Below are 24238 nucleotides of genomic sequence, written 5' to 3' on the forward strand. Positions count from 1 at the left end.
CTTGGCGAGGTCGGTGGGGGCTGGGCGAAGCCGACGGGGCTTGGCGAGGTCGGCGAGGGCTTGGCGGAGTTGGTGGGGGCTGGGCGGAGTCGATGGGGCTTGGCGAGGTCGGTGGGGGCTGGGCGAAGCCGACGGGGCTCAGCGGAGCTGGCGGCGGGCTCAGCGGAGTCTGCGGGCGATCTCCAGTTGGCGGTCTTCCACCGGCTGGCCGTCCTCCACGTCCCACAGCGCGTTCTGCAGCAGCCGGCCCAGCGTCCAGGCGCGGGCCCGCTCCCGGTCCAGGCCGAGGACGTCCGTCAGCGCGTCGAAGCGCCACCGCACCTCGGCGGCCTCGAAACGGTTGTCCAGCGCGGGCCACAACTCGAAACCGGGATCACCGGCCAGCGGCTTGGGATCGATGGCCAGCCAGTCGGCGCGCTCGGCGGCGAGGACGTTCTCGTCATGCAGGTCCCAGTGCAGCAGCCGGTCGCCGGGCTCGGCGACGACCTCGCGCACGGCGGCCGCACAGTCCGCGACCAGACGGCGGACCCCCGGGTCCGGGATGCGCTCCAGCGCCCAAGGAGTCCGCTGCAGCATCGCCTCGGCGATGTCCCCGAGCCGCCGCATCCCGGGCGGCGCCGGGAAGGAGGTGAGGCGGGCCAGCAACCGGGCGATGACCAGGACGGCCGTACGGCCGTCCGCCTCCGCGGAAAGCATCCGGGACTCGTCCAGCCGCTCCAGCAGCATGGCGCCCGTCTCCGGATCGTGGTCCAGCAGCCGTACGGCCCCGTCGCCGTCCCACACCCGCAGCGCGACCGGCTCCCCCTCGCTCTCCTCGTCCGGCAGCTGCAGCTTGAGAACGGCCCGGCCGCCATCGGAACGGACCACCGGCAGGACCAGCGCGCTGACCCCGTTCATGGAAGGACCGTCGAGCCGCAACCGCCAGCGCTCCAGGAAACCCGCCGCCAGATCCGGCAGCCCGGCGATGAAGGCCCGGCCCGCCGCACCGTTGTACATCTCCTGCGCTTCCGCGAGATCACCCGGAATGTCAATCACGGACCGGACGATACTGACGTGCGTGAATCGGCTCATGCGAATTAACCGGGGCCTCGGCGGAGTGTGGGCGTACATCCGCAGCGCCCCCGGCACGTATGTCTGGCTGGCCGTCCTCTTCGTCACCACCGTCGCGCTGCACCAGATGTCGCCGGATTTCGAACAGCACTTCCTGCGGCAGCGATCGACCAACATCCACGAGCTGTCACACAACCCGGTACGCGTCCTCGTCGCCAGCGCGATGTGGATCGACAGCGGCCACTGGCTCCCGTACGTCGTGCTGTACAGCGTCTTCCACGCACAGGCCGAACGCTGGCTCGGCACACCCCGCTGGCTCGCGGTGTGCGCACTCGCCCACGTCCTGGCCTCACTGATCAGCGAGGGGGCACTCCTGGTCGCGATCCAGGACGGCGTGGCCCACCGCTCCGCCGTCAACACCCTGGACATCGGCGTGAGTTACGCACTGGCCGGCGTCATCGGCGTCCTCACCTACCGGATCGCACCGCCCTGGCGATACGCCTACCTCCTCGTCGTACTGATCTTCTTCGGGCGGCCCTTGGCCCAAGGACCGACGTTCACCGAACTCGGCCACTTTCTCTCCGTTCTCATCGGGCTGGCCTGCTATCCGCTGACCAGAAGCCGCGGAAAAGCATGGAATCCGAAGGAGACACTGGCCACTCTCAGGGGTTAACGTCCCGGCCATGAACAGCTCGGCAAACGGTGTCGTCAACGGCGGAATCTCCTACTGGTACGCGGACGACGGCCTCCCGGCCGTACGGGAACCCCTGCCCGGCGACGCATCCGCCGACGTCGTCATCGTCGGCGGCGGCTACACCGGCCTGTGGACGGCCTACTACCTGAAGAAGGCCGCCCCCTACCTCCGCATCACCGTCCTGGAACAGAAGTTCTGCGGCTACGGCGCCTCCGGCCGCAACGGCGGCTGGCTCTACAACGGCATCGCCGGCCGCGACCGGTACGCCGCACTGCACGGCCACGAGCCCGCCGTACGGCTGCAGCAGGCCATGAACGACACCGTCGCCGAGGTGATCACGGTCGCGGAAACCGAGGGCATCGACGCCGGCATACACAAGGGCGGCGTCCTCGAAGTGGCCACCACGCCCGCCCAGTTGGCCCGGCTCAAGGCCTTCCACCAGCACGAGCTGTCGTACGGCGAGAAGGACCGTGAACTGTACGGCGCCCGAGAGACCGCCGAGCGGATCCGGATAGCCGACGCCGTCGGCTCCACCTGGACCCCGCACGGCGCCCGGCTGCACCCCGTGAAACTCGTCAAGGGCCTCGCGGCCACGGTGGAGGCCCTCGGCGTGGTGATCCACGAGTCGACCCCGGTGACGGAGATCCGCCCCAAGCACGCCGTCACCCCGTACGGCACTGTGCGCGCCCCCTACATCCTGCGCTGCACCGAGGGCTTCACGGCATCCCTGAAGGGCCAGAAACGCACCTGGCTCCCCATGAACTCCTCCATGATCGCCACCGAGCCACTGACCGAGGAACAGTGGTCCGCGATCGGCTGGAACGGCCGCGAAACCCTCGGCGACATGGCCCACGCCTACATGTACGCCCAGCGCACCGCCGACGGCCGCATCGCCCTCGGCGGCCGCGGAGTGCCGTACCGCTTCGGTTCGCGGACGGACAACGACGGCCGCACCCAGGAGGCGACCCTCGACGCCCTCCGGGAGATCCTCACCCGCTTCTTCCCGTCCCTCGCGGGCCTGCGGGTGGAGTACGCCTGGTCGGGCGTCCTCGGCGTGCCGCGCGACTGGTGCGCCACGGTGACCCTCGACCGCTCCACCGGCCTGGGCTGGGCCGGCGGCTACGTCGGCTCCGGCGTCGCCACCACCAACCTCGCCGGCCGCGCCCTGCGCGACCTGGTCCAGCAGGACTCCGGCCAGGGCGGCCGCACCGAACTGACCGACCTGCCCTGGGTCAACCACAAGGTCCGCAAATGGGAGCCGGAACCTTTCCGCTGGCTCGGCGTCCACGGCATGTACGCCACCTACCGCACAGCCGACCAGCGCGAACGGCTCCGGCCGAGGACGGAGACCTCCCGGCTGGCGAAGGTGGCGGACCGGGTGGCGGGGCGGCACTGAGAGGCCGGCACCGAGGGGGAGTGCCCTGGCACGGTGGGTCCGGTTAGCCTCCCCTCATGATTCGTACCGCGATCCCTGTCGACATCCCCGTCATCCACGCCCTCGTCCGTGAGCTGGCCGAGTACGAGAAGGCGCCCGAGGAGGCGCGGGCGAGTGAGGAGCAGTTGCGGGAGGCGTTGTTCGGGGAGCGGCCGGCTGCCTTCGCACACATGGCGGTCGACGACGAGAGCGGTGAGCCGGTCGGGTTCGCGCTGTGGTTCTTGAACTTCTCGACGTGGCGCGGGGCGCACGGGATCTACCTGGAGGATCTGTACGTCCGGCCCAGCGCGCGGGGTGGCGGGCACGGGCGGGCGCTGCTGACGGAGCTGGCGCGGATCTGTGTGGAGCGGGGGTACGAGCGTCTGGAGTGGTCGGTGCTGGACTGGAACCGGCCGGCGATCGGTTTCTACGAGGCGCTCGGCGCGCGTCCGCAGGACGAGTGGACGGTGTACCGGCTCACGGACGGGGCGCTGACGGCGCTGGGTTCGGGTCACTGATCCGTCATGGTTGCAGCACCACCTCTCCGATCGTGCCGCGGTTTTCGAGCGCGCGGTGTGCGGCGGCGGCCTTTGCGAGGGGCGGCGGGCCCTGGCGTCCGGCACGCAGGGCCGCGTCGAGCAGGCGCACCCCGGCCGCGGCGACCGCGATCCGTACCTGGCCGGGAGCGGGCAGCGGGTCCTCGGCCGGCTCGTGGGTGAGGGTCTCGGCGGGGCCGAAGGCGTAGAGGCGGATGGCGTGCATGGCGTTCCCCCAGGTGGACGACTGGCTCTTCCCGGCCCGCCCGCCGGCTTCAAGCGCGCTTGAGGCCGACCGCGGGCCGGCCGAGGATCAGGGAGACCGCCGTGACCGCGCTGTTGAAGGACACCTCCGACAGCACGCCCGGCGCGGCCACCGAGTCGCCCGCGAGGTACACGCTGTCGCCCTGGTCGACGGCGGGCCGGTCCCGCCAGGTGCTGCCCGGCAGGTCCACGGCCCCGGTACGGCCGTCCGCCAGGGCCTCCCGCCGCCAGGTCAGCCGTCGGCGCCAGTCCCGGAAGCCCAGGTCGAGCAGTTCCTCGGCGCGGGCCAGCCCGTCGGCGCGGGTCTCGTCCGGCCCGATCGGAAGGTGTGCCTGGATCAGCTGTTCCCCGGCCGGTGCGAGGGTCTGGTCCGGCGCGGTACAGCGCTCGAACCAGCCGGTCGCGTCGAGGTCGGAGAGGATGAAGGGGTCGCCGCGCCGGGCTCGCAGGGCGAGGTCGAGCAGGACGGTACGGCCGCTCGGCCAGGTCAGCGAGTCATCGCCGAGCAGCCGCCGGGCGGCGGGCAGCGAGGTGGCGACGACGACGGGCGTGCCGGTGGGCAGTTCGTCGACGCGGGACATTGTCTCGACCCGCACGCCCAGGTTCCCGGCCCGTGCGGCCATCCGGCCGATCAGCGGACCCCAGCCGCCGGCCGGGTAGTGCGCCTCCGGCGGCAGCTTGGTGGCCCGGCGCAGGCGTTCCTGCACGAACGCGGCGGACAGGGCGCCCGGGTCGTGGTGGAAGAGGGCGACGGCCGCGTAGTGGGCGGCGGCGCGGGCGCCCTCCTCGCCGGCGATGCCGGTCGCCCAGCTGAGGAAGTCGGCGTCGGCGGGGGCCTGCCGGACTCCGGGGCGCAGCAGCTTCAGCATTCCGAAGGGCGGGGTGCGGCGCAGGGCGCCGTGGTGACGCAGCCGCAGCCGGGCGGCGTCCAGGGGCGGGATCGGGGCGAGCGGGCCGATGAGGTCGCGCTGTTTGAGCCAGGTCCAGTGCGGGCCGCCGTTGTAGAGGGCGTGCGGGCCTTCGTTGGTGCGGTAGGGCCCTTCGGCGGTGCGGGCGCGGCCGCCCAGGGTGTGGTGGGCCTCGTACAGGGTGACCTCGGCGCCTGCCTCGGCGGCGGTGATCGCGGCGATGAGTCCGGCGAAGCCGCCTCCGATGACGGTGATGTGGGGCATGGAGCGGGTTCTCCCTCGGGTCGGTTCGGCTGGTTCGCGCATACGGCTGGTCCGTACGGCCGTACGGCTGTTGGTACGACCGGTCGTGACTACGACGGCGAGGGGGCGCCGGAATGTGACACGGTCCGCGTTTTTCCAGGTCAGGCCGATTGTCAGTGGTGGGGTGCAGCATGGGGGCATGGCGAGGAGAGCGACGGGCGGCGGCGGTGCGGCGGGCCGGGCCGGGGTGAAGGGTGCGCGACGGCCGGAGCTGCGGCCGCCGCCTCTGGAGCCGTGGCAGATGGGGGAGCTGGAGCCCGACGGGGACTATGACGGGCTGGAGTTCAGGGACGCGGACCTGACGGGGCAGGACGGCGTGGGCGCCCGGTTCATGGACTGTGCGCTGACGGGCTGTGTGGTGGACGGTACGGCGCTGGGGCGGGCCAGAGTGCTGGACTCGGTCCTGACGGGGCTGCGCGGAGTGGGGACGCATCTCGCCGAGTCCACGTTCCGGGACGTCGAGCTGGTCGACGCCCGGCTTGGCGGCACGCAGTTGCACGGCGCCGTCCTGGAGCGGGTCGTGGTGCGCGGCGGCAAGATCGACTGTCTGAACCTGCGCGAGGCCCGCCTCAAGGATGTCGTGTTCGAGTCCTGCGTCCTGGTCGAGCCGGACTTCGCGGGTGCGAGTCTGGAGCGGGTGGAGTTCGTCGACTGTGCGCTGAGAGAGGCCGACTTCGGCAGCGCGACGCTGAAGGACGTGGACCTGCGCGGGGCCGCTCCGCTGGAGATCGTGCGGGGACTGGACCGGCTGTCGGGGGCCGTGATCAGCACCGGGCAACTGCTGGATCTGGCACCGGTTCTGGCGGCGGAGCTGGGGATCCGGGTGGAGTAGGTCCTCAGGGCCTGTCCGGCGGAACGTGTCGCGGACGCGGGGTCCGGCACGCCCATCCGTGGCGTTGTCGTCGGTCCCCGACGCCCCGCGTCGGCTCCCTCCTCCGCCTTGCAGCCGGACGCGCCCGCCCCCGCTCACCTGCGCTGATGAGGTGCCGCCGCGTTCCCGCGACCTGATCCGCCGGACAGGCTCTACGGCACTCGGGGGAAGCGGGCCTGCAGGGTCCAGATGGCCGGGTTCTCCGCGAGGTCCTCATGGAGGTCGGTGAGGTCCGCGATCAGGTCGTGCAGGAAGTCGCGGGCCTCGCGGCGCAGTTCGGTGTGGGAGAAGGAGAGCGGGGACTCCTCGGCCGGCGCCCAGTCGGCGGTGATGTCGACCCAGCCGAAGCGGCGCTCGAAGAGCATCCGGTCGGTGGACTCGGTGAAGTCCAGTTCCGCCCGCTGCGGCCGGGCGGCGCGGGAGCCCATCGGATCCCGGTCCAGCCGCTCCGCGATGTCGCACAGCGCCCACGCGAAGTCGAGCACCGGCACCCATCCCCAGGCTGTGGACAGCTCCCGGTCGGTCTTGGTGTCCGCGAGATACACGTCACCGCAGAACAGGTCGTGACGCAGCGCATGGACGTCCGCGTGGCGGTAGTCGGTCTGCGGTGGGTCCGGGAACCGGTTGGAGAGGGCGTAGCCGATGTCGAGCACGGAAGAGATGGTGACACGCTTCGACACACACCCCGGCACATAAGATCGCTGACATGTCCAGATCCGTGCGCCTTGTCCCGGCCGCCGCGGCCCTGCTTGCCCTGGCTCTCACCACCACCGCATGCGGCGGCGGTGTCGGCGGTGTCCACGGCACCCCGGGCGGCTCCGGCGTACGCGACCCCTATTTCCCGAAGGCCGGCAACGGCGGCTACGACGTCGGGCACTACGACCTGGCCCTCGACTACACCCCCGCCGGCCGTCATCTCACCGGCACGGCGGTGATCACCGCCCGCGCCACCCAGGACCTGTCCGCTTTCAATCTCGACCTCGTCGGGCTGGACGTGGACTCGGTCACCGTGGAGGGCAAGAAGGCCCTCTTCGCCCGGGCCGGCCAGGAGCTCACCGTCCGCCCGCACGACGACCTGAGCAAGGGCGAGACGTTCCGCACCACCGTCCGCTACTCGGGCACCCCGCGCACCCTCACCGACCCCGACGGCTCGAAGGAAGGCTGGCTGCCCAGCGCCGACGGCGCTCTCGGCCTCGGCGAACCGGTCGGCTCCATGGCCTGGTTCCCCGGCAATCACCATCCCTCCGACAAGGCGACGTACGACATCACGGTCACCGTCCCCCAGGGTCTCCAGGCTGTCTCCAACGGCGAGTTGGCGGATCAGTCCACCAAGGGCGGCCGTACGACCTTCCACTGGCACACCGCCCAGCCCATGGCGAGCTATCTCGCCACGGTCGCCGTCGGTCACTACGACATAGCCCGCACCACGGGACCGCACGGCCTGCCGATCCTCACCGCCGTCGACACCTCCCAGGTGAAGGACACCAAGGACGTGCTGGCGAAGCTCCCCGACATCGTCCACTGGGAGGAGATCAACTTCGGCCCGTACCCCTTCTCCTCCACCGGCGCGATCGTCGCCGGCCCGGGCGACGCCGGCTACGCCCTGGAGACCCAGAACCGGCCCGTCCTCCCCGCCGACCTGTTCGACACCGATACGCTCGTGCACGAACTCGCCCACCAGTGGTACGGGAACTCGGTCACCCCCAAGTCCTGGCAGGACATGTGGCTCAACGAGGCCTTCGCCACCTATGCGGAGTGGCTGTACTGGGAGGACCACGGCGGCAAGAGCGCCCAGGAGACCTTCATGGACTACTACAACGGCGACAACGACACCATCTGGGCCTACCCGCCGGCGAAACCGTCGAGCGCCGCCCATATCTCCGACAGCCCCGTCTACCAGCGCGGCGCGATGGTCCTGCAGAAGATCCGGCAGAAGGTCGGCGACGACACCTTCTACGACATCATCCAGGGCTGGGCCGCCGCCCACCGCTACGGCAACGCGGACACAGCCGACTTCACCGCGTACGTGCAGAAGAAGGCACCGGGCCACGACTTCAGCGAGATCTGGAAGGACTGGCTGTACGGCGACGGCAAGCCGGCTCACCCGTGACCCCACCCATGACCCCGCTCATGACCGTCCGCCCGCCTCACCGCAGGTTTCCGCCCGGTGCAGTGCCTCGCGGTTCCCGGGGCGGGCGCGAGGCACTGCCGTAGCGCAGCGAGACACCGCCGAAGCTCGGCGCAGCGTCTGTCAGACGTTCACGCCGAAGTCCTGGGCGATGCCGACCAGGCCCGAGGCGTAACCCTGGCCCACCGCGCGGAACTTCCACTCCGCGCCGTTGCGGTACAGCTCGCCGAAGACCATGGCCGTCTCGGTGGCGGCGTCCTCGGAGAGGTCGTAGCGGGCGATCTCGGAGCCGCCGGCCTGGTTGACGATGCGGATGTAGGCGTTGCGGACCTGGCCGAAGTTCTGGCCGCGGTTCTCGGCGTCGTAGATGGAGACCGGGAAGACGACCTTGTCGATGTCGGCCGGGAGCGCGGCCAGGTTGACGTTGATCGCCTCGTCGTCGCCCTCGCCCTGGCCCGTGCGGTTGTCGCCGGTGTGGACGATGGAGTTGTCCGGGGTCTGCTTGTTGTTGAAGAAGACGAAGTGCGCGTCCGAGTAGACCTTGCCCTGGCCGTTGACCGCGATCGCGGAGGCGTCCAGGTCGAAGTCCGTGCCGGTCGTGGTGCGGACGTCCCAGCCGAGGCCCACGGTGACGGCGGTCAGGCCCGGAGCCTCCTTGGTGAGCGAGACGTTGCCACCCTTGGACAGGCTTACAGCCATGATTGGGAGTCCTTCCCTTGAGGTTTCTGTGCCGACGAAGCTAGCCGTCACCCCGAAGAACGCCGAGGGGGGTCCCGGTGGTTCCGGATGCCTTTACCTTTTTTACCGAGGGCGAAAACGGGGTGACGCGAGGCGGGCCGGGCCGGGATCATGGGACGCATGTCCGGGCCTTACATCATCCGTGGTTCGGTCTCGCTGCCCGAGGCCGAGCTGACGTGGCGTTTCTCCAGGTCGTCCGGGCCCGGCGGACAGCACGTCAACACCAGCGACTCGCAGGTGGAGCTGCGCTTCGACCTCGCGCACACCGAGGCGTTCCCCCCGGTGTGGAAGGAGCGGGCGCTGCAGCGGCTGGCCGGGCGGCTGGTCGACGGTGTCGTCGTCGTACGGGCCTCCGAGCACCGCTCCCAGTGGCGCAACCGCGAGACCGCCGCCGTACGCCTCGCCGCCCTCCTCGCGGAGGCCAGCGCGCCCCCGCCGAAGCCGCGACGGCCGACCCGGATCCCGCGCGGCATCAACGAACGCCGGCTGCGGGAGAAGAAACAGCGCTCGGACACCAAGCGGGGCCGCTCCGGCCGCGACTGGTCGTGAGCGGACGCCTGACCTCGGCATATGCGGTCCGCCCCTAGGCATATGAGGTCTGTCCCTGGGCATACGAGGTCTGCCCTTGGGCGTACGACGGCTGCCGCTCGGCATGTCCATGCCCCCGTCCAGCCGGTGAGCCCGTCACATATCCGGCCCGTCGATCGTCAGTGAGGTAGAGGACCAGCGATGGCGACGGAGAGGCCGAAGACCCCGATGAGCGACAACGAGCAGCACCGCGACAACGACCTTCTCGCCGAGCGGTTCGAGGCGTACCGGGGGCATCTGCGGGCCGTCGCCTACCGGATGCTGGGCTCGGCCGCGGAGGCCGAGGACGCGGTGCAGGAGGCGTGGTTCCGGCTGAGCCGGTCCGACGCCCGTGAGGTGGGCAACCTCGGCGGATGGCTGACGACCGTGGTGGGCCGGGTCTGTCTCGACATGCTCCGCTCCCGCCGCTCCCGGGGCGAGCAGCCGCTGGACACCTGGCACCCGGGGCCCTCCGCCGAGCCGGATCCGGCGCAGGACGCCGTGCTCGCGGACTCGGTCGGGGTCGCCCTGCTCGTCGTCCTCGACACGCTCTCGCCGGCCGAGCGGCTGGCGTTCGTGCTGCACGATCTGTTCGGGGTGCCGTTCGAGGAGGTCGGCGGGGTCCTCGGGCGCAGCCCGGCCGCGGCGCGGCAGCTGGCCAGCCGGGCGCGGCGGCGGGTGCGGGGGGCGGATGCGCCGGAGGCCGACCTGGTGCGGCAGCGGGAGGTCGTCGACGCGTTTCTGGCGGCCGCGCGGGGTGGTGACTTCGACGGGCTGCTGGCGGTGCTCGATCCGGATGTGGTGGCGCGGAGCGAGGCCGGTGCGACGGTGGGAGCAGTCGGGGTGGCCTCCGGGGCGAGGAGCTTCGGGCATCTCGCGAAGGTGGCTCAGCCGGTGCTGGTGGACGGTGCGACGGGGCTGGTCGTGTACGCCGAGGGTCGCGTCGAGCGCGTCCTGACGTTCACCTTCGTCGCCGACCGGATCACGTCCATTGACGTCGTCACGAACCCGACGGACCTGTCCACGCTGACGATCGAGCCGGTGTAGACCTGGCGGTCGGCGGAGAGCGTCGGCTTGGCAGGGGGCCGGTTCGAGCGAAGCCGTGAGCTGGGAGAGCGATCAGCCCGACGGACCCGCAGCCGGCGGACGGTCGCACGTGCAACGGCGAGGCATCGACGGCCCCTCTCACGGGTGCTGCGCGTCGGCCCTGCCACACCCGCTACCGCCTGCTCCAGCGGTCGTGGCGCGCGGCGCTGGATGGCGAGCCGGAGGTCCGTGTGCCGGGCGATCAGCCAGGCCGCGCGGGCGGCCTCCGGGCCGACCAGGTCGGCGGTGGGCAAGCCGTGCTCGTCCATGATCTCGCCGAGCCGAGCCGAGCCGAACTGAGCTGAGCCGAGCCGAGCTGAGCCGAACTGAGCCGGTCCGCGTGCCGCGTGGTCGGCCGGCGCCAGGCGAGCTGTTCGGGCGGGTCGTCGCTGTGGGCACGGGCGGCCCGTTCATGGTCCGCCGTGGCCATCCGTTCCAGTTCCATGGCCGGTTCGGTTAGGTGCGGACGGTCGTTCGCCATTGTCAACTCCTCGGAAATGCCGTGCCGTTGGGCGCATGAAAAGCCCTGGAGGCGTTTCCGGATGCGAAGATCATCCGTGAGGACGGTGACGGGGAGGGCGGGCGTGAGACCCGGGTACTGGATTTACGCCGCGGGGATCGAGAACTTCGTGGCTCAGCCCAACTGGCGGTACCGGCCCCGGAAATACAGCAGCGGGCCGCCTTCCGCGCTCGGGACGTGTGCGGTCAGGACGCGGCCGATGACGAGGGTGTGGTCGCCCGCCGTCACCCGCTGCTCGGTGCGGCACTCCAGCGTGGCCAGCGCACCGCCGACGAGCGCGGCGCCGGTGGCCTCGCCACGGACGTAGGGGATGTCCTCGAAGAGCAGCCGGTCGCTGATCCGGCCCTTCATCGCGAACCGGCCCGCGATGTGCCGCTGGCTCTCGGCGAGCACCGACACCGCCCACAGGGGCTGTTCGTCGAGCAGGTCGTCCATGCGGGAGCCCTCGCGCAGGCTGACCAGGACCAGCGGCGGGTCGAGGGAGACCGACAGGAAGGCGGTGGCGGTCATGCCGACGTCCTCCATGCCGGGCGCGCCCGGGTCGTCCGGGTCCAGCGGCGGCTCCTGGGCGGTCACCAGGACCACCCCGGCGGCCAGTCGGGACATCGCGGCCCGGAACTCGTCGTTGCTCACCCCCTCAGCATGCCCGGAAGCGGCGGTGGCGGTGGGTGAGGGCGTCTTCAGCACGCCGGAAACGCTAGTCTCCGCTCCGCGCGAGCCGCATCGGGCCTCGGGCCGAGCCGGGTCCTAGGACCAACGGCCGACCCTGTGTGCACCATGTGAACAGACATACAAAGCTTCCGTTCAGTAAACGCACGTGGAAAACGCGGAAACTCCACTCAATTGTTCACGTTCTCCTGTGACTTGAGTCACAAGGGGCAGGAATTGTTGACCCTGTGTACCGAGTGGGCAGCGCGCTGTGATTCAGTGGCGGGGAAACTCAGACAGCACGGTAAGAGGCACCTCAGAGAAGCGCCGAAGACAACCCTTGATTCGCTGCGAGGTCTCGGGGGGAGGGCGAGCATGGAGACCGAGTCGGAGCCGTATGTCCGTCTTGCGTCCCTGCGGCAGCTGCACCAGGTCATGGCCGACATGAACACGGCACGCAGTCTGGCGGACACGCTGCAGACCGTCGCCGACGGTGCCGTGAACGCCCTCGGATTCGAGATGGCGTGCGTGAACCTCGTACGCCCCGACGGCGATCTCGTCGTCGCCGCGTTCTCCGGGAACTCCGCCGCCGAGGCCCTGATCACCGGCCGGGTCGGCTCCCGCGAGTCCTGGGAGCGGCGGCTGCACATGGGCGAGAACTGGGGGGACCTGGTCTTCATCCCGCACACCGAGGGCTGGGTGCTCGACGATGACGACGTACCCCAGTGGTACACGGACGGGCCCGCGCCGCGCTTCGAGGACGAGTGGCACCCCTCCGACCGCCTCTTCGCCCCGATGTTCACGCCGGGCGTGCAGGGCGGCTCCTCCGGCGAGCTGCTCGGGGTCATCTCGGTCGACCGGCCGCGCAACGGCCGCCGTCCCGGCGCCTGGGGCCGCGAGGCCCTGCAGATGTACGCCTTCCAGGCCGCCATCGCGATCAGCAACGCGCGTCTACGCGCGAATATGCAGCGGGCACTGGTCCGCCTGGAGCGCGAGCAGCAGGCGCTGCGGGCCAGTGAGGAAAGCTTCAGGCAGGCCTTCGAGTACGCCCCCTCCGGCATGGCGATCGCCGAGATGGGCGGCGACCAGCACGGCCGCATCCTGCGCACCAACGACGCCCTGTGCCGCCTGCTGGGCCGCCCCGCCTCCGCGATGCGCCGCTACTCCTTCTCCGACCTCGTCCACCCCGAGGACATCGGCACGCTGCTGCGGACCTCGGCCGAGGGCGGCCGCGCGGAACTCCGCCTCGGCCGCCGCGACGGCACGTACGTCTGGGTGTCGTTGCGCAACTCGGTCGTCGCGGACGCCGCCGACGGCCCCCGCTTCCTCCTCACCCACGTCGAGGACATAGAGGAGCGCAAGCGCCGCGAGCTGCAGCTCGCCCACCGCGCCTCCCACGACTCCCTCACCGGCCTGCCGAACTCCGCCGAGCTGCGCTCGCGCCTGTCGTCCCGGCTGTGCCGGCGCCCGGCCCACGCCGGCGAGCTGGAGTCCCTGGACGCGGCCTACGGCCACCCCGCCTTCGACGCCCCCGCCGGTCACGGCTTCGACTTCCGGCCGGGCACGGAGGGATACGACGGCTACGACCACCATGTGCACACCGTGGCCCCCGAGGGTGACCAGGACGACGGCACCAAGGGCCTCGCGGTGCTCTTCTGCGACCTGGACGGCTTCAAGTCGATCAACGACCGCTTCGGGCACAACGCGGGCGACGCGGTCCTCATCGAGGTGGCGAGGCGGTTGTCCCGCGGTGTCCGCGACGGCGACACGGTCGCCCGGCTCGGCGGCGACGAGTTCGTGATCCTCGCCGACGGCCTCGGCCGGGCCGACGCCCAGGACCTCGCCGTACGGCTGCGCAACGAGATCATCCAGCCGATCCGCGCCGAGGGACGGGCCGTCCGGGTGGGTGCGAGCTTCGGGATCGGGTGGGCACACTGCGGCATGACTGCGGACGAAGTGTTGAAGTCAGCCGACGAGCGTATGTACGTAGAGAAACGATCTCGTCCCAAACAACACCGACGCGCCGGGTGATCCGCAGGTCAGAGACTTGATGCGATCCGAGTCACCCGTTTGGCTCAGTCGGAGCGGGTAGGCTCGCTCTTCCAGACCTGTATCGCATCCACCCGCACCTGCTGAGGAGACCAAGGGATGACGCCCGGCGAAAACAGCCCGAGCACGCCCGAGGACGACGACCCGTTCGGCTATCTGTACGCAGACGGCCAGGCCAGAGGGGCCCAGCCGCCGTCCGGCGGTTACGGCTACCCGAACTCGGTCAGCAGGGTGCGTGCGGTCGGCGAGCGGCAGTACGGCCAGCAGCAGTACGGCCAGTCGACCATCCCGCAGCAGGGTGCCTACGGCCAGCCGAACGCCCACTACCAGGCCCCGGAGACCCTGCCCGGCGGTGCCCCGCCGAGCGGCCCCCGGTCCGCGCAGCCCGCTCCCGGCCGCCGCGGCCCGAACACCAAGGGCCTGCTGATCGGCGCGATCGCGGTGGTCGCGGCGGTCGTCATAGGCATCAGCGTGGCGATGCTCAACGGCAACGACGACAAGAAGACGGGCAACCAGGCGGGCAACACCCCCAGCCAGTCCCAGAGCCAGGCCCCGAGCCCGTCGGGGAGCAGCTCGGCGGCGAGCGGCGAGTTGCCGAAGGTCAACGCCGCGGACAGCTCCGTACAGCTGGCGGGAGGCGCCGCCGTGGCGTCGGACATCAAGGGTGCCCAGGGTGCGGGCGGAAAGTATGTGGGTGGCCTGAGTGCGGTGGGCGCCTCGGTGACGTGGACCGTGGACAACATCCCCGAGGAAGGCACCTATACCCTGCTCGCGCGGTACGACAACGCCGGTGAGGACCAGAGGATGACCCTCACCGTCAACGGCCAGAAGTTCGGCGGCGGTTTCAACTTCGCCAACTTCACGCACCAGTCCGACCCGACGCAGGCGTGGACCGAGAGCTATGCGTTCCCCACGCTGAACAAGGGCTCCAACACGATCTCGCTCTCCTGCCAGCCCGGCGACAAGTGCAACGTGCTCCTGGATCAGCTCTCGCTGAAGAAGGGCAAGGTCGGGCGGGGCTAAGCCGCGGTGACTGTGCTGGTCGCCGCGACCCGCTCCGCAAGCTCCTCGTACGCCGCCCCGGTCCAACTCGCCTGTCGGAGGCGCTCGTTCGGTCGCTGCCGAGAGCGGCGACCGGCGCGGTGACGTTAGGGTCGGTCATGGTGGCAATTTTGGCCGCCCAAACCCTCTGATTTTTCGGGGAGTTATCTCGGAGTCGGCGCTCCAGCATGCCATCGGCGGACCAGAAGCGATGGCCGCGCGCTGGGTGCCGGGGGAGTCAGGCGTACAGAAGGCTGTTCGACTGGCTTATGATGTCGGCGTCCCTCCGAAGGGTCGAATCGCTGAGACTAATCGAGCGACATCTCAATAATTAGCGCAACGGATAAGTAGACATGTCGCTGCGCATGGTCCCGAACGCCTCCATGCTGACCCTCGCATGGTAGAGGTCATCCATCTCCGACCGGCGACGGCGGCTGCGTCGAGTTCGCCGCCTTCGGAGATAGCCGCCATGATCGAGGGAGTCAAGGCCGGCGAGTTCGACCATCTCGCGGAGGGATAGTACAGAAGGCGCTCGGCCGTACGAGTGGTTAGTTCGGTCAGCGGTTTTTCGGAATGGTCGTCGAGGAAGCTTGGCCGTGACGTTGTCCTAGACGAGGCGGAATCCATGCTTGTACGTAGAGCCTTGGCCATCGCGATCGCCACCCCTGTGCTGCTCGCCGCGATCGGAATGACTGGCGCAGCCGCGGCCACTTCGCAAAAGTCCACCATCGGTGGGTCAATCGCCCGCCCTGAGCCTCCCGCTCGCCCTGAGACTCCCGCCAGCAGCGAGGACGGCGAGGCAAAGAGGGCTGACAGTACGCACGCTGACAGTGCACACGGTGGGGCCAAGAAGCCTGCCGCTGAGGAAGTGGAACCGGAAGAAGGTCTCCTCGACACCATCACCGGTGAACTCTTCAATCGCGTTGCTCCCAGCAGAGCCTGAAGCGGAACGTAAAAGGGATCACGCGGCGCTGGGTTTCCCGGTCACCGAAATCCGGCCCAGCAACTCCTCGAACGTCCTCGGGTCGAACTCGCCGGCGGCCGGGGCCCGTACGGTCGCCGCTGACAGGGCGACCGCGCGGGTGAGGCGGTCCGGCCAGGGGAGCTTCTCCACCAGGCCCGACAGGAGGCCCGCGACCGCCGAGTCGCCCGCGCCCGTCGGGTTGCCCCGCATCCGGGCCGGTGGGGTCGCGCGCCAGCTGCCCTCCGGGGTGACGGCCAGGAGGCCCTCCGCGCCCAGCGAGGCGACGACCGCGTGGGCGCCGCGCCGGCGGGCGTCCTGCGTGGCGCGCAACGGCTCGTGGGAGCCGGTCAGTTCGGCCAGTTCGTCGGCGTTCGGTTTGATCAGGTCCGGGCGGGCGGCGACCCCGCGGCGCAGCGGTTCGCCGCTGGTGTCCAGCAGGACCGGGACGCCCGCGGCGCGGGCTGCGCGCACAAGGTTCGCGTATGCGCCGACCGGGACGCCTGGCGGCAGGCTGCCGCACAGGGCCACTGCCGAGGCGGACGGCAGCAGTTCGTCGTAGCGGTCCAGGAACGCGCCCCACTCGGTCGGCTCGATCTGCGGGCCCGGCTCGTTCAGCTGGGTGGTGTCACCCGAGAGTTCGTCCACCACGGCGATCGTGCGCCGGGTCGCCCCGGCGACCGGCACCAGCGCGTCCGTCAGACCGGGGGTGTCGCCGAGCTGATCGCGCATCGCCCGCCCGGTCGCGCCGCCCGCGAACCCCGTGACCGTCGTCTCGTGCCCGAGCGCGGCCAGCACCCGGGCCACGTTCACGCCTTTGCCGCCGGGCCGCTCGACGACCTCCGAGACCCGGTGCGAGGCGTGCGGCCGTAGCGACCGCACGCGATAGGTGAGGTCGAGAGCGGTGTTCAGCGTGACCGTGAGGATCACCCGGGCGACCTCCCTCGAAGTTCCTGCGCCTGCCATCGCGCCCGTCATCGCGTCTGCCATCGCGCTGTCATCGTTTTCCGGGGCTCGTTTTCCGGGGCACGATGTTTTCTGGGGCCCGATCATGCCAAAGAGACGGCGGCCGGCCCAGTCACGGGTCGGCCGCCGTCCGGGAAAAGAGGGGCAGATCAGGCCAGTTGGGGCGGGACCACCCACTCGCCCTGCCGCATCACGCCCTTGAGGTCGAAGGCCGCGTCCAGCAGGAGCAGGTCGGCGTCCTTGCCCGGTTCCAGGGAGCCGATGCGGTCAGAGAGGCCGAGGAGGCGGGCCGGGTTGGCGGACAGGGCCGTCACCGCGTCCTCGACCGAGAGGTTGTCGATCGTCACCGCCCGCTGGAACGCGCGGTCCAGGGTGAGGGTGGAGCCCGCGATCGAGCCGCCCTCCACCAGCCGGGCCACGCCCTCGCTGACCTCGACCTCCAGCGGGCCGAGCATGTAGCGGCCGTCGCCGATGCCGGCCGCGTCCATCGCGTCCGTGATGAACGCGACCCGGTCCGCCCCCGCGTGGTGGAAGGCCAGCTCCAGCGCGGCCGGGTGGAGGTGCGTGCCGTCGTTGATCAGCTCGACCGTGACCCGTTCGTCCTCCAGCAGGGCGGCGATCGGGCCGGGCGTGCGGTGGCCGAGCGGGGGCATCGCGTTGAAGAGGTGGGTTGCGACCGTGGCGCCCGCGTCGATGGCCTGGACCGTCTGCTCGTAGGTCGCGTCCGTGTGCCCGATCGCCGCGATGACGCCGTGCTCGGCGAGCAGCCGTACGGAGTCGAGGCCGCCCGGCAGCTCGGTGGCGAGGGTGACCATCTTCGCCTGGCCGCGCGCCGCGTCGATCAGCTTGCGGACCTCGGCGGGCTCCGGGTCGCGCAGCAGTTCCTCGGAGTGCGCGCCCTTGCGGCACGGCGAGATGAACGGCCCCTCGAAGTGGATGCCCGCGATGTCGCCCTGCTCGGCCAGCTCGCTCAGCAGCCCGGCCTGCCGCGCGAGCAGGTCCATCTCGTCGGTGACGGTGGAGGCGACGAGGGTGGTGGTGCCGTGCGCGCGGTGCGTGCGGATGGCCTTCAAGATGTCGTCCGGGGTGCCGGAGAAGGAGGCTCCGCCGCCGCCGTGGTTGTGGATGTCCACGAAGCCGGGCACTAGCCAGTGGCCGGTGACGTCGATCACCTGGGCGTTGGCTGGGACCGTGCCGGTGATGCGCTTGCCGTCGACGACCACTTGGCCGTTCTTTACCGTGCCGGTGGGAAGCACCACGTTTGCGCCGGTGAGCACCTGCGGGTTCGTCGTGGCTGGTCGCGCAGTTCCCCGCGCCCCTTTCGCGGCGCTGCCCGCACCCGGGGTTCGACTGTCCCGCTCAGTGGCCATCAGGTGCTTCCTCCGGAGTCGTAGGGATGGTGGTCGTCAGCAGGTCCTGCGCGAGCAGGCCCGCGCCGAGGCAGCCCGCGGTGTCGCCGAGGGCGGCGGGGACGATGGCCGGCAGTTTCTGGAAGGTGACCCGGTGCCGGACGGCGTCCCGCAGTGGCTGGAACAACACTTCCCCGGCCTCGGCGAGACCGCCACCGATGATCAGGGTGCGCGGGTCCAGCAGGGTGAGCGCGGTGACCAGGCCGTCGGCGAGCGCGTCCACCGCCTCCTGCCAGACCCGGACGGCGTTCGGGTCACCGGACGCGACGGCCTTGGCGCAGTCGGCGGCGTCCGCGTCCGGGTCCCCGCAGGCCGCCGCCCAGGCCTCGGTCACGGCGGACGCGGAGGCGTACCGCTCCAGACAGCCGCGCTGCCCGCAGGGGCAGGGGGTGCCGGACGGCCGTACGACGATGTGGCCGATCTCGCCCGCGAAGCCGTGCGCGCCCGCCTCGACCCGGCCGTCTATGCCGATGGCGCCCGCGATCCCGGTGCCGAGCGGCACGAACAGGAACCGGTCGGCGCCCTTGCCCGCGCCGATCCGGCCCTCGGCGAGGCCGCCGGTGCGCACGTCGTGGCCGAGGGCGACGGGAATGCCGAGCCGTTCGGTGAGCAGCGCGCGCAGCGGTACGTCCCGCCAGCCGAGGTTGGCCGCGTAGGCCGCGACGCCCTGTTCCTCGTCGACGATGCCGGGGACCGCGATACCGGCGGCGACGGCCGGTGCGCCGAGGTGCTCGGCGCCGTGGGCGCGCAGCTCGGCGGCGAAGTCGAGGATCGTCGCGACCACCGCGTCCGGTCCCCGCTCGCGTCCGGTGGCGCGGCGGGCACGGTGGAGCAGTTCGCCGTCGTCGCCGACGAGGGCGGCCTTCATCCCGGTACCGCCCACGTCCAGGGCGATGACATGTCTCACCACGGCACCTAGTGTGACCTGCCACCCGCGAGAGGTCTAGTCCACTCACGTGGTGTAGACCTTATCTGTCCATATATTGAACGGTCAGACAGCAGGGTTGGGGCTTTGACGGTGCGTCGGGGTACGGCAGGAACGATCGCGGTGGTGTCCGCACTGGGCATGACGGCGGTCCTGGGAGGCTGCGGAAGCACCGGCTCCTCGGACACGACCCTGAGACTGGTCGCCGCCGACTACGGCGACTCGGCCGCCAACAGCTCCAAGAAGTACTGGGACGCCCTGGTCAAGGAGTACGAGTCCAAGCACGCCGGTGTGAAGATCGACGTCAGCGTGTACTCCTGGAACGACGTCGACGCCAAGGTCAAGGACATGGTCGCCGCGGGCCACGCGCCCGACCTGGCTCAGATCGGCGCCTACGCCGACTACGCGGCCGCCGGCAAGCTCTATCCGGCCTCCGACCTGCTCTCCATCCGCACCCAGGCCGACTTCCTCTCCCAGCTCTCCGACGCGGGCCAGTGGAACCACACGCAGTACGGCATCCCCTTCGGGGGCTCCACGCGCGTGCTCTTCTACAACAAGACCCTGTTCGCCAAGGCCGGCATCACCAGCCCGCCCACCACCTGGGACGAGCTGGCCGCCGACGCCAAGGCGCTCAAGGACAAGGGCGTGAAGTACCCCATGGGGCTGCCCCTCGGCCCCGAGGAGGCCCAGGCCGAGACCATGCAGTGGATGCTGAGCGGCGCGAGCGGCGGCACCGGCTACACCGACGACATCGGCACCTACACCATCGACTCCGCGCAGAACGTCGACACCTTCACCTGGCTCAAGGACGACCTGGTCGGCAAGGGTCTGACCGGGCCGGTCGCGCCCGGCAAGCTCAACCGCGCGGACGCGTTCGCCGCGTTCGCCGACGGCCAGGTCGGCATGCTCAACGGGCATCCCACGCTGATCCAGCAGGCCGACAAGAAGGGCGTGCAGTTCGGCATGGTGCCGATGCCGGGCCGCACCGGCAAGGCCAGGGCCTCCATGGGGGTCGCCGACTGGATGATGGCCTTCAAACAGAACGGGCACGCCGCGCAGATAGGCGACTTCCTCAACTTCGTCTACACCGAGAAGAACGTCCTCGACTTCTCCCGCCAGTACGGCCTGCTGCCGGTCACCGGCTCCGCCTCCAACGCCATGAGCGAGTCGGACTCCGCCCCCGACAAGGCCCTGCACCCCTTCCTCGAACAGCTGCCCACGTCCGAGCTGTATCCGGTCGGCAAGACCTCCTGGGCGGCGGTCAGCGCGGCCGTCAAGCAGAACATCGGCAAGGCCGTCGCCCCCGACGGCAGCCCCGCCGCCGTCCTCTCCCGCCTCCAGGCGACGGCGACCGCGGCGGACAGCAGCAGCAAGAGCTGACCGGGTTGTCAGTCCCCGGCGCTACGGTGGCTGCATGGAACTGGGCCCCCGCGAACAATCCATCCTCGCCCTGGAGCGCCGGGGTTTCCCCGGCCCCGGCGCAAAGGAACGAGCGATACGCGAGGAACTGGGCCTGGCTCCGGTCCGCTACTACCAGCTGCTGAACGCGTTGCTGGACGACGAGAGAGCGCTGGCGCACGATCCGGTGACGGTGAACCGCTTGCGGAGAGTACGGGACGCCCGCCGCTCGGAACGCTGAAGCCGACGGCACCGCAGTTCCGCGTGGGTGGGCGAGGCGGAGCCCCAGGCGTGAGGGCGACCCGCGCTGGATAGTGTCGCAGGTATGGACCCTCTGCCGACCCCGCAGACCCAGCCCGGCCGGGACGGACTCGCCGCACTCCTGGCGAAGCCGACCGCGGCGATCGTCGGCCTGGATTTCGACGGCACCCTCGCCCCCATCGTCGCCGACCCCGAACAGGCCCGCGCCCACCCCGAGGCCGTACCCGCCCTCGCCGCCCTCGCCCCGAAGGTCGCCTCTGTCGCCGTGATCACCGGCCGCCCCGCCGGAGTCGCGGTCCGCTACGGCGGCTTCGCCGGCGTCCCCGGCCTGGAGCACCTCACCGTCCTCGGCCATTACGGCGCCGAACGCTGGGACGCGGCCACCGGCACCATCACCGCCCCCGCCCCGCACCCCGGCGTCGCGGCGGCCCGCGCCGAGCTGCCCGGCGTCCTGGACCGCGCCGGCGCCTGGCACGGCACCTGGATCGAGGAGAAAGGCCGTGCGGTCGCGGTCCACACCCGCCGAGCCGACGACCCGCAGGCCGCCTTCGACGCCCTGCGCGGCCCCCTCACCGCCCTCGCCACCCGCCACGGCCTGATCGTCGAGCCCGGCCGCTTGGTCCTGGAACTGCGCCCGCCGGGCATGGACAAGGGCGTGGCGCTCAGCGAGCACGTCCGCAAAACGGGCGCCGAGTCGGTCCTCTACGCCGGCGACGACCTCGGCGACCTCCCCGCCTTCGACGCCGTCGACGAACTCCGCTCCGACGGTGTCTTCGGCCTGCTGGTCTGCAGCGGCAGCACGGAGGTCACGGAACTGGCGGAACGCGCGGACATGGTGGTGGACGGCCCGGCCGGCGTCGTACACCTGCTGCGGACGCTGGCGGCTCAGCTGGACTGAAGCTCCTCCAGCGCCCGCAGCTGATCAAGGAACCACCGGGCGGGCGGCAGCGCGGTGGCCGCGGCGGCCAGCCGCTTCGTCCGCTCCGCCCGCTCACCCGCGGGCATGCTCAGCGCCGTGTGCAACGCCTGCGCCGTCCCCTCGATGTCGTACGGGTTCACCACGATCGCGTCGGCGCCCAGCTCCTCGTACGCCCCCGCCTCCCGCGACAGCACCAGCGCACAGCCCTGGTCGGAGACGACCGGGACCTCCTTGGCGACCAGGTTCATGCCGTCCCGGATGGGGTTGACCAGGGCCACGTCGGCGAGCCGGTAGGCGGCCAGCGAGCGCGCGAAGTCGTCCTTGACGTGCAGTACGACCGGGGTCCAACCGGGCGTGCCGTAGGCCGAGTTGATCTCTTCGGCCACCCGCTGCACCGCGGCCGTGTAGTCGCGGTACACGGCGAGGTCCTGCCGCGACGGATACGCGAACGCGAGCTGCACCACCTGCTCCCGCCACTCGGGGTGCGTGTCCAGCAGCCGCCGGTACGCCAGCAGGCCGCGCACGATGTTCTTCGACAGCTCGGTGCGGTCGACGCGGACCACGGCCTTGCGGCCCTCGCCGATCTCCGCCCGCAGGACCGTCATCCGCTCCTCGACGTCCGGCGCATGGGCCCGCTCCCGCAGGAAGTCCGCGTCCGCGCCGAGCCCGTGCACCCCGATCGCCGTACCCGTGAGGCTGTCGGGACCCAGTACCGCGGCACAGCAGGACGCGAACGCGTCCGCCCAGCGGGCGGTCAGGAAGGCCGCCCGGTCCGCGCCCAGGATGCCGTTCAGCAGCGCGGCCGCGATGTCGTCGGGCAGCAGCCGGAAGTAGTCCGGCGGCGCCCACGGGGTGTGCGAGAAGTGGCCGATGAGCAGGTCCGGGCGCAGCTCGCGGAGCATGCCGGGCACCAGGCACAGGTGGTAGTCCTGCACCAGCACCGCCGCCCCGTCGGCCGCCTCCTCCGCCAGCGCCTCGGCGAACGCCCGGTTGCAGGCCTCGTACGACGCCCACTGCCGCCGGAACTCCGTGTCGAAGACCGGCTCCACCGGGGTCTGGTACAGCATGTGGTGGACGAACCAGAGCACCGAGTTGGCGATGCCGTTGTAGGCGTCGGAGTGCACCTCGGCGTCGATGTCGAGCATCCGCACCCGCTGCCCGCCGGTGTCCTCGGCCGGCAGCAGCCCTCCGGCCGCCCGCCGTACGGCCTCCCGGTCGCCGTCGCCGAGCGCCGCGCACACCCACACCGAGTCCGCTTCCGCCCCGATGGCCGACAGCCCCGAGACCAGCCCGCCGCCGCCCCGCCTGGCGCGCAGCGAGCCGTCCTCCTCCCTCGCGTACGAAACCGGGCCGCGATTGGACGCGACCAGCACCCGAGCCTTCTCGGCAGCACCCTGCGTGGAAGCCATGGTCCTCAACCTAGCCCGGCCCGGAAACGCTCAAACGTGCGGTTGGGGTCCGGCGCGCGGACGTATACGACCGGTGCGCGCCGACCGCTACGACCGGTTCACGCCACCTTGCGGTCGGCGTACTCGGCGATCTCCGCCATCGGTGGCCGCTCCTCGGTGTCCACCGAGTACGTGTGCGGCTCGAAGCCGTCCGTGCCGCGTTCGAACTGGGTCAGCGCCGGACGGACCAGGTGGCCGCGGGCCAGCCGGAGCTGGGCCGTGCGGTAGATCTCCGCGGCCATCCGGCCCAGCGCCTGTCCGTCCTGGTGGCGGTGTCTGCGCACGCCCACGTCCACCTGCGCGAGCGCGTCGAGCCCCACCAGGTGCAGCGCGTCCACCAGCATGCCCAGCTCCACGCCGTAGCCGACGGGGAAAGGGAGCTGTTCCAGCAGGCTGCGGCGGGCCGCGTACTCGCCGCCCAGCGGCTGCACGAAACCGGCCAGCCGCGGCCAGTGCAGGTTCAGCAGCGGGCGGGCCATCAGCTCGGTGACCCGGCCGCCCTGCCCCGCCGCCCCGGCCAGCGGACGGTCGTACATGGCCTTGACCAGGTCGACTCCCGGCTCGGTGAGCAGCGGGCCGACGATCCCGGAGACGAAGTCGGAGGAGAACTCCCTGAGGTCGGCGTCGACGAAACAGACGATGTCCCCACCGGTCACCAGCAGGGAGCGCCACAGCACTTCACCCTTTCCGGGGACGGCGGGAATGCGCGGGAGGATCTCGTCGCGGTGAACGACCCGCGCGCCCGCGGCCGCGGCGACCTCGGAGGTACGGTCGGTGGAGCCGGAGTCGACGACCACGATCTCGTCGACCAGCGGAACCTGCTCCACCAGGTCATGGCGGACGACCGCGACGATGTCGCCGACCGTCTCCTCCTCGTTGAGCGCGGGCAGTACGACGCTGATCGTCTGACCCGTGCGCTGCTTGGCGGACAGGACGCGGTGGAGAGGGCGATCGGTCACGGACCAGGAGCGGGTGGCCAGCCAGTGCTCGACTTCTTCCAGCACGGTCTGCGGCTCCTCTCTGTTCGTGATCACAGGGGGCGAACCGTGTGATCCATCTCGCGGTTCGGACGACTATCTCAACTGTCCTGGCCTTCGGTTACAGTCTTGAACAACGCCGATGACCATCGCATGT

At 71.0% G+C, this 24238-nt stretch carries 22 protein-coding genes and 2 pseudogenes; 12 read left to right on the plus strand and 12 right to left on the minus strand.

Annotated features, from left to right (window positions below; translation table 11 throughout):
- Nucleotides 1-159: 159 nt before the first annotated feature.
- A complete protein-coding gene (locus M878_RS71865; RefSeq protein WP_031225478.1) occupies nucleotides 160-1071 on the minus strand; it encodes an aminoglycoside phosphotransferase family protein in 912 nt (303 codons plus the stop codon).
- Between M878_RS71865 and M878_RS71870 the strand changes: the two genes are divergently transcribed.
- Genes M878_RS71870 through M878_RS71880 form a run of 3 tightly spaced genes read left to right on the plus strand, consistent with a single transcriptional unit; the run spans nucleotide 1070 to nucleotide 3676 of the window.
- Nucleotides 1070-1723, plus strand: a complete 654-nt coding sequence (locus M878_RS71870) for a rhomboid-like protein (protein WP_209445649.1) — start codon at nucleotides 1070-1072, stop codon at nucleotides 1721-1723. The genes M878_RS71865 and M878_RS71870 overlap by 2 nt on opposite strands.
- A gap of 10 nt (nucleotides 1724-1733) precedes the next feature.
- Entirely contained in the window at nucleotides 1734-3140 is a 1407-nt protein-coding gene (locus M878_RS71875; RefSeq protein ID WP_023549312.1) for an NAD(P)/FAD-dependent oxidoreductase, read from the plus strand.
- Between the two features lie 56 nt (nucleotides 3141-3196).
- Nucleotides 3197-3676: a GNAT family N-acetyltransferase gene (locus tag M878_RS71880; protein ID WP_023549313.1), complete on the plus strand. Its 480-nt coding sequence runs from the start codon at nucleotides 3197-3199 to the stop codon at nucleotides 3674-3676.
- A gap of 79 nt (nucleotides 3677-3755) precedes the next feature.
- On the opposite strand, the pseudogene M878_RS71885 reads toward M878_RS71880, so the two are convergent.
- A pseudogene (locus tag M878_RS71885) lies at nucleotides 3756-3920 on the minus strand (oxidoreductase); the annotation flags it as partial.
- A gap of 49 nt (nucleotides 3921-3969) precedes the next feature.
- Nucleotides 3970-5130, minus strand: a complete 1161-nt coding sequence (locus tag M878_RS71890; RefSeq protein WP_023549315.1) for an NAD(P)-binding protein — start codon at nucleotides 5128-5130, stop codon at nucleotides 3970-3972.
- 178 nt (nucleotides 5131-5308) lie between these two features.
- On the opposite strand from M878_RS71890, the gene M878_RS71895 reads away from it, so the two are divergent.
- The gene (locus M878_RS71895) at nucleotides 5309-6001 is read left to right on the plus strand and encodes a pentapeptide repeat-containing protein (protein WP_031225479.1); all 693 of its coding nucleotides are present in this window, start codon (nucleotides 5309-5311) and stop codon (nucleotides 5999-6001) included.
- A 191-nt stretch (nucleotides 6002-6192) separates the two neighbouring features.
- Here the strand turns inward: M878_RS71895 and M878_RS71900 are convergent, their stop codons facing one another.
- Nucleotides 6193-6693 carry a hypothetical protein gene (locus tag M878_RS71900; RefSeq protein ID WP_031225480.1) on the minus strand — a complete coding sequence of 167 codons (501 nt, stop codon included), beginning with the start codon at nucleotides 6691-6693 and terminating at the stop codon, nucleotides 6193-6195.
- Nucleotides 6694-6746: 53 nt separating this feature from the next.
- On the opposite strand from M878_RS71900, the gene M878_RS71905 reads away from it, so the two are divergent.
- The gene (locus M878_RS71905) at nucleotides 6747-8150 is read left to right on the plus strand and encodes a M1 family metallopeptidase (protein ID WP_023549318.1); all 1404 of its coding nucleotides are present in this window, start codon (nucleotides 6747-6749) and stop codon (nucleotides 8148-8150) included.
- A gap of 141 nt (nucleotides 8151-8291) precedes the next feature.
- On the opposite strand, the gene M878_RS71910 is transcribed toward M878_RS71905, so the two are convergent.
- The gene (locus M878_RS71910; protein WP_023549319.1) at nucleotides 8292-8867 is read right to left on the minus strand and encodes a TerD family protein; all 576 of its coding nucleotides are present in this window, start codon (nucleotides 8865-8867) and stop codon (nucleotides 8292-8294) included.
- A 150-nt stretch (nucleotides 8868-9017) separates the two neighbouring features.
- Between M878_RS71910 and arfB the strand changes: the two genes are divergently transcribed.
- Both arfB and M878_RS71920 read left to right on the plus strand, forming a co-directional pair.
- The gene (gene arfB / locus M878_RS71915) at nucleotides 9018-9455 is read left to right on the plus strand and encodes an alternative ribosome rescue aminoacyl-tRNA hydrolase ArfB (RefSeq protein WP_063750625.1); all 438 of its coding nucleotides are present in this window, start codon (nucleotides 9018-9020) and stop codon (nucleotides 9453-9455) included.
- A gap of 180 nt (nucleotides 9456-9635) precedes the next feature.
- The gene (locus M878_RS71920) at nucleotides 9636-10520 is read left to right on the plus strand and encodes a sigma-70 family RNA polymerase sigma factor (protein ID WP_023549321.1); all 885 of its coding nucleotides are present in this window, start codon (nucleotides 9636-9638) and stop codon (nucleotides 10518-10520) included.
- 155 nt (nucleotides 10521-10675) lie between these two features.
- Here M878_RS71920 and M878_RS000000100080 read toward each other — a convergent pair.
- Together M878_RS000000100080 and M878_RS71925 are read right to left on the minus strand one after the other, a co-directional pair.
- Nucleotides 10676-11040, minus strand: a pseudogene (locus M878_RS000000100080) (hypothetical protein); the annotation flags it as partial.
- A gap of 153 nt (nucleotides 11041-11193) precedes the next feature.
- Complete coding sequence (locus M878_RS71925; RefSeq protein WP_031225482.1) at nucleotides 11194-11766, minus strand: flavin reductase family protein; 573 nt, start codon at nucleotides 11764-11766, stop codon at nucleotides 11194-11196.
- Between the two features lie 336 nt (nucleotides 11767-12102).
- On the opposite strand from M878_RS71925, the gene cdgB reads away from it, so the two are divergent.
- The gene (gene cdgB / locus M878_RS71930) at nucleotides 12103-13758 is read left to right on the plus strand and encodes a diguanylate cyclase CdgB (protein ID WP_023549323.1); all 1656 of its coding nucleotides are present in this window, start codon (nucleotides 12103-12105) and stop codon (nucleotides 13756-13758) included.
- 117 nt (nucleotides 13759-13875) lie between these two features.
- Nucleotides 13876-14799 carry a carbohydrate-binding protein gene (locus M878_RS71935; RefSeq protein ID WP_023549324.1) on the plus strand — a complete coding sequence of 308 codons (924 nt, stop codon included), beginning with the start codon at nucleotides 13876-13878 and terminating at the stop codon, nucleotides 14797-14799.
- 979 nt (nucleotides 14800-15778) lie between these two features.
- On the opposite strand, the gene M878_RS71940 is transcribed toward M878_RS71935, so the two are convergent.
- The 3 genes from M878_RS71940 to M878_RS71950 form a co-directional block, all read right to left on the minus strand.
- The gene (locus tag M878_RS71940) at nucleotides 15779-16708 is read right to left on the minus strand and encodes a 1-phosphofructokinase family hexose kinase (protein WP_023549325.1); all 930 of its coding nucleotides are present in this window, start codon (nucleotides 16706-16708) and stop codon (nucleotides 15779-15781) included.
- A gap of 185 nt (nucleotides 16709-16893) precedes the next feature.
- Complete coding sequence (gene nagA, locus M878_RS71945; protein WP_023549326.1) at nucleotides 16894-18021, minus strand: N-acetylglucosamine-6-phosphate deacetylase; 1128 nt, start codon at nucleotides 18019-18021, stop codon at nucleotides 16894-16896.
- Between the two features lie 82 nt (nucleotides 18022-18103).
- Nucleotides 18104-19060, minus strand: a complete 957-nt coding sequence (locus M878_RS71950) for an ROK family protein (protein WP_209445650.1) — start codon at nucleotides 19058-19060, stop codon at nucleotides 18104-18106.
- Nucleotides 19061-19219: 159 nt separating this feature from the next.
- Between M878_RS71950 and M878_RS71955 the strand changes: the two genes are divergently transcribed.
- From M878_RS71955 to otsB, 3 genes are all read left to right on the plus strand, one after another.
- Nucleotides 19220-20458 (plus strand): extracellular solute-binding protein, encoded by a 1239-nt coding sequence (locus tag M878_RS71955; protein ID WP_209445651.1) that lies wholly within the window; start codon nucleotides 19220-19222, stop codon nucleotides 20456-20458.
- Between the two features lie 34 nt (nucleotides 20459-20492).
- Nucleotides 20493-20717 carry a DUF3263 domain-containing protein gene (locus M878_RS71960; protein ID WP_023549329.1) on the plus strand — a complete coding sequence of 75 codons (225 nt, stop codon included), beginning with the start codon at nucleotides 20493-20495 and terminating at the stop codon, nucleotides 20715-20717.
- 84 nt (nucleotides 20718-20801) lie between these two features.
- A complete protein-coding gene (gene otsB / locus M878_RS71965) occupies nucleotides 20802-21635 on the plus strand; it encodes a trehalose-phosphatase (RefSeq protein ID WP_023549330.1) in 834 nt (277 codons plus the stop codon).
- Here the strand turns inward: otsB and M878_RS71970 are convergent.
- Both M878_RS71970 and M878_RS71975 read right to left on the minus strand, forming a co-directional pair.
- Entirely contained in the window at nucleotides 21623-23065 is a 1443-nt protein-coding gene (locus M878_RS71970) for an alpha,alpha-trehalose-phosphate synthase (UDP-forming) (RefSeq protein ID WP_023549331.1), read from the minus strand. The two genes, otsB and M878_RS71970, sit on opposite strands and share 13 nt — an antisense overlap.
- 98 nt (nucleotides 23066-23163) lie before the next feature.
- Nucleotides 23164-24108 carry a glucosyl-3-phosphoglycerate synthase gene (locus M878_RS71975; protein WP_031225483.1) on the minus strand — a complete coding sequence of 315 codons (945 nt, stop codon included), beginning with the start codon at nucleotides 24106-24108 and terminating at the stop codon, nucleotides 23164-23166.
- Between the last annotated feature and the right edge of the window lie 130 nt (nucleotides 24109-24238).

The organism is Streptomyces roseochromogenus subsp. oscitans DS 12.976, from assembly GCF_000497445.1.
GTDB lineage: Bacteria > Actinomycetota > Actinomycetes > Streptomycetales > Streptomycetaceae > Streptomyces > Streptomyces oscitans.

What these genes read in the sequence shown, in the direction of transcription:
- M878_RS71870 (WP_209445649.1), top strand. Translation starts at nt 1,070, where the DNA reads ATGCGAATTAACCGGGGCCTCGGCGGAGTGTGGGCGTACATCCGCAGC.
- M878_RS71865 (WP_031225478.1), bottom strand. Translation starts at nt 1,071, where the DNA reads ATGAGCCGATTCACGCACGTCAGTATCGTCCGGTCCGTGATTGACATT.
- M878_RS71875 (WP_023549312.1), top strand. Translation starts at nt 1,734, where the DNA reads ATGAACAGCTCGGCAAACGGTGTCGTCAACGGCGGAATCTCCTACTGG.
- M878_RS71880 (WP_023549313.1), top strand. Translation starts at nt 3,197, where the DNA reads ATGATTCGTACCGCGATCCCTGTCGACATCCCCGTCATCCACGCCCTC.
- M878_RS71890 (WP_023549315.1), bottom strand. Translation starts at nt 5,130, where the DNA reads ATGCCCCACATCACCGTCATCGGAGGCGGCTTCGCCGGACTCATCGCC.
- M878_RS71895 (WP_031225479.1), top strand. Translation starts at nt 5,309, where the DNA reads ATGGCGAGGAGAGCGACGGGCGGCGGCGGTGCGGCGGGCCGGGCCGGG.
- M878_RS71905 (WP_023549318.1), top strand. Translation starts at nt 6,747, where the DNA reads ATGTCCAGATCCGTGCGCCTTGTCCCGGCCGCCGCGGCCCTGCTTGCC.
- M878_RS71910 (WP_023549319.1), bottom strand. Translation starts at nt 8,867, where the DNA reads ATGGCTGTAAGCCTGTCCAAGGGTGGCAACGTCTCGCTCACCAAGGAG.
- arfB (WP_063750625.1), top strand. Translation starts at nt 9,018, where the DNA reads ATGGGACGCATGTCCGGGCCTTACATCATCCGTGGTTCGGTCTCGCTG.
- M878_RS71920 (WP_023549321.1), top strand. Translation starts at nt 9,636, where the DNA reads ATGGCGACGGAGAGGCCGAAGACCCCGATGAGCGACAACGAGCAGCAC.
- cdgB (WP_023549323.1), top strand. Translation starts at nt 12,103, where the DNA reads ATGGAGACCGAGTCGGAGCCGTATGTCCGTCTTGCGTCCCTGCGGCAG.
- M878_RS71935 (WP_023549324.1), top strand. Translation starts at nt 13,876, where the DNA reads ATGACGCCCGGCGAAAACAGCCCGAGCACGCCCGAGGACGACGACCCG.
- M878_RS71955 (WP_209445651.1), top strand. Translation starts at nt 19,220, where the DNA reads ATGACGGCGGTCCTGGGAGGCTGCGGAAGCACCGGCTCCTCGGACACG.
- M878_RS71960 (WP_023549329.1), top strand. Translation starts at nt 20,493, where the DNA reads ATGGAACTGGGCCCCCGCGAACAATCCATCCTCGCCCTGGAGCGCCGG.
- otsB (WP_023549330.1), top strand. Translation starts at nt 20,802, where the DNA reads ATGGACCCTCTGCCGACCCCGCAGACCCAGCCCGGCCGGGACGGACTC.
- M878_RS71970 (WP_023549331.1), bottom strand. Translation starts at nt 23,065, where the DNA reads ATGGCTTCCACGCAGGGTGCTGCCGAGAAGGCTCGGGTGCTGGTCGCG.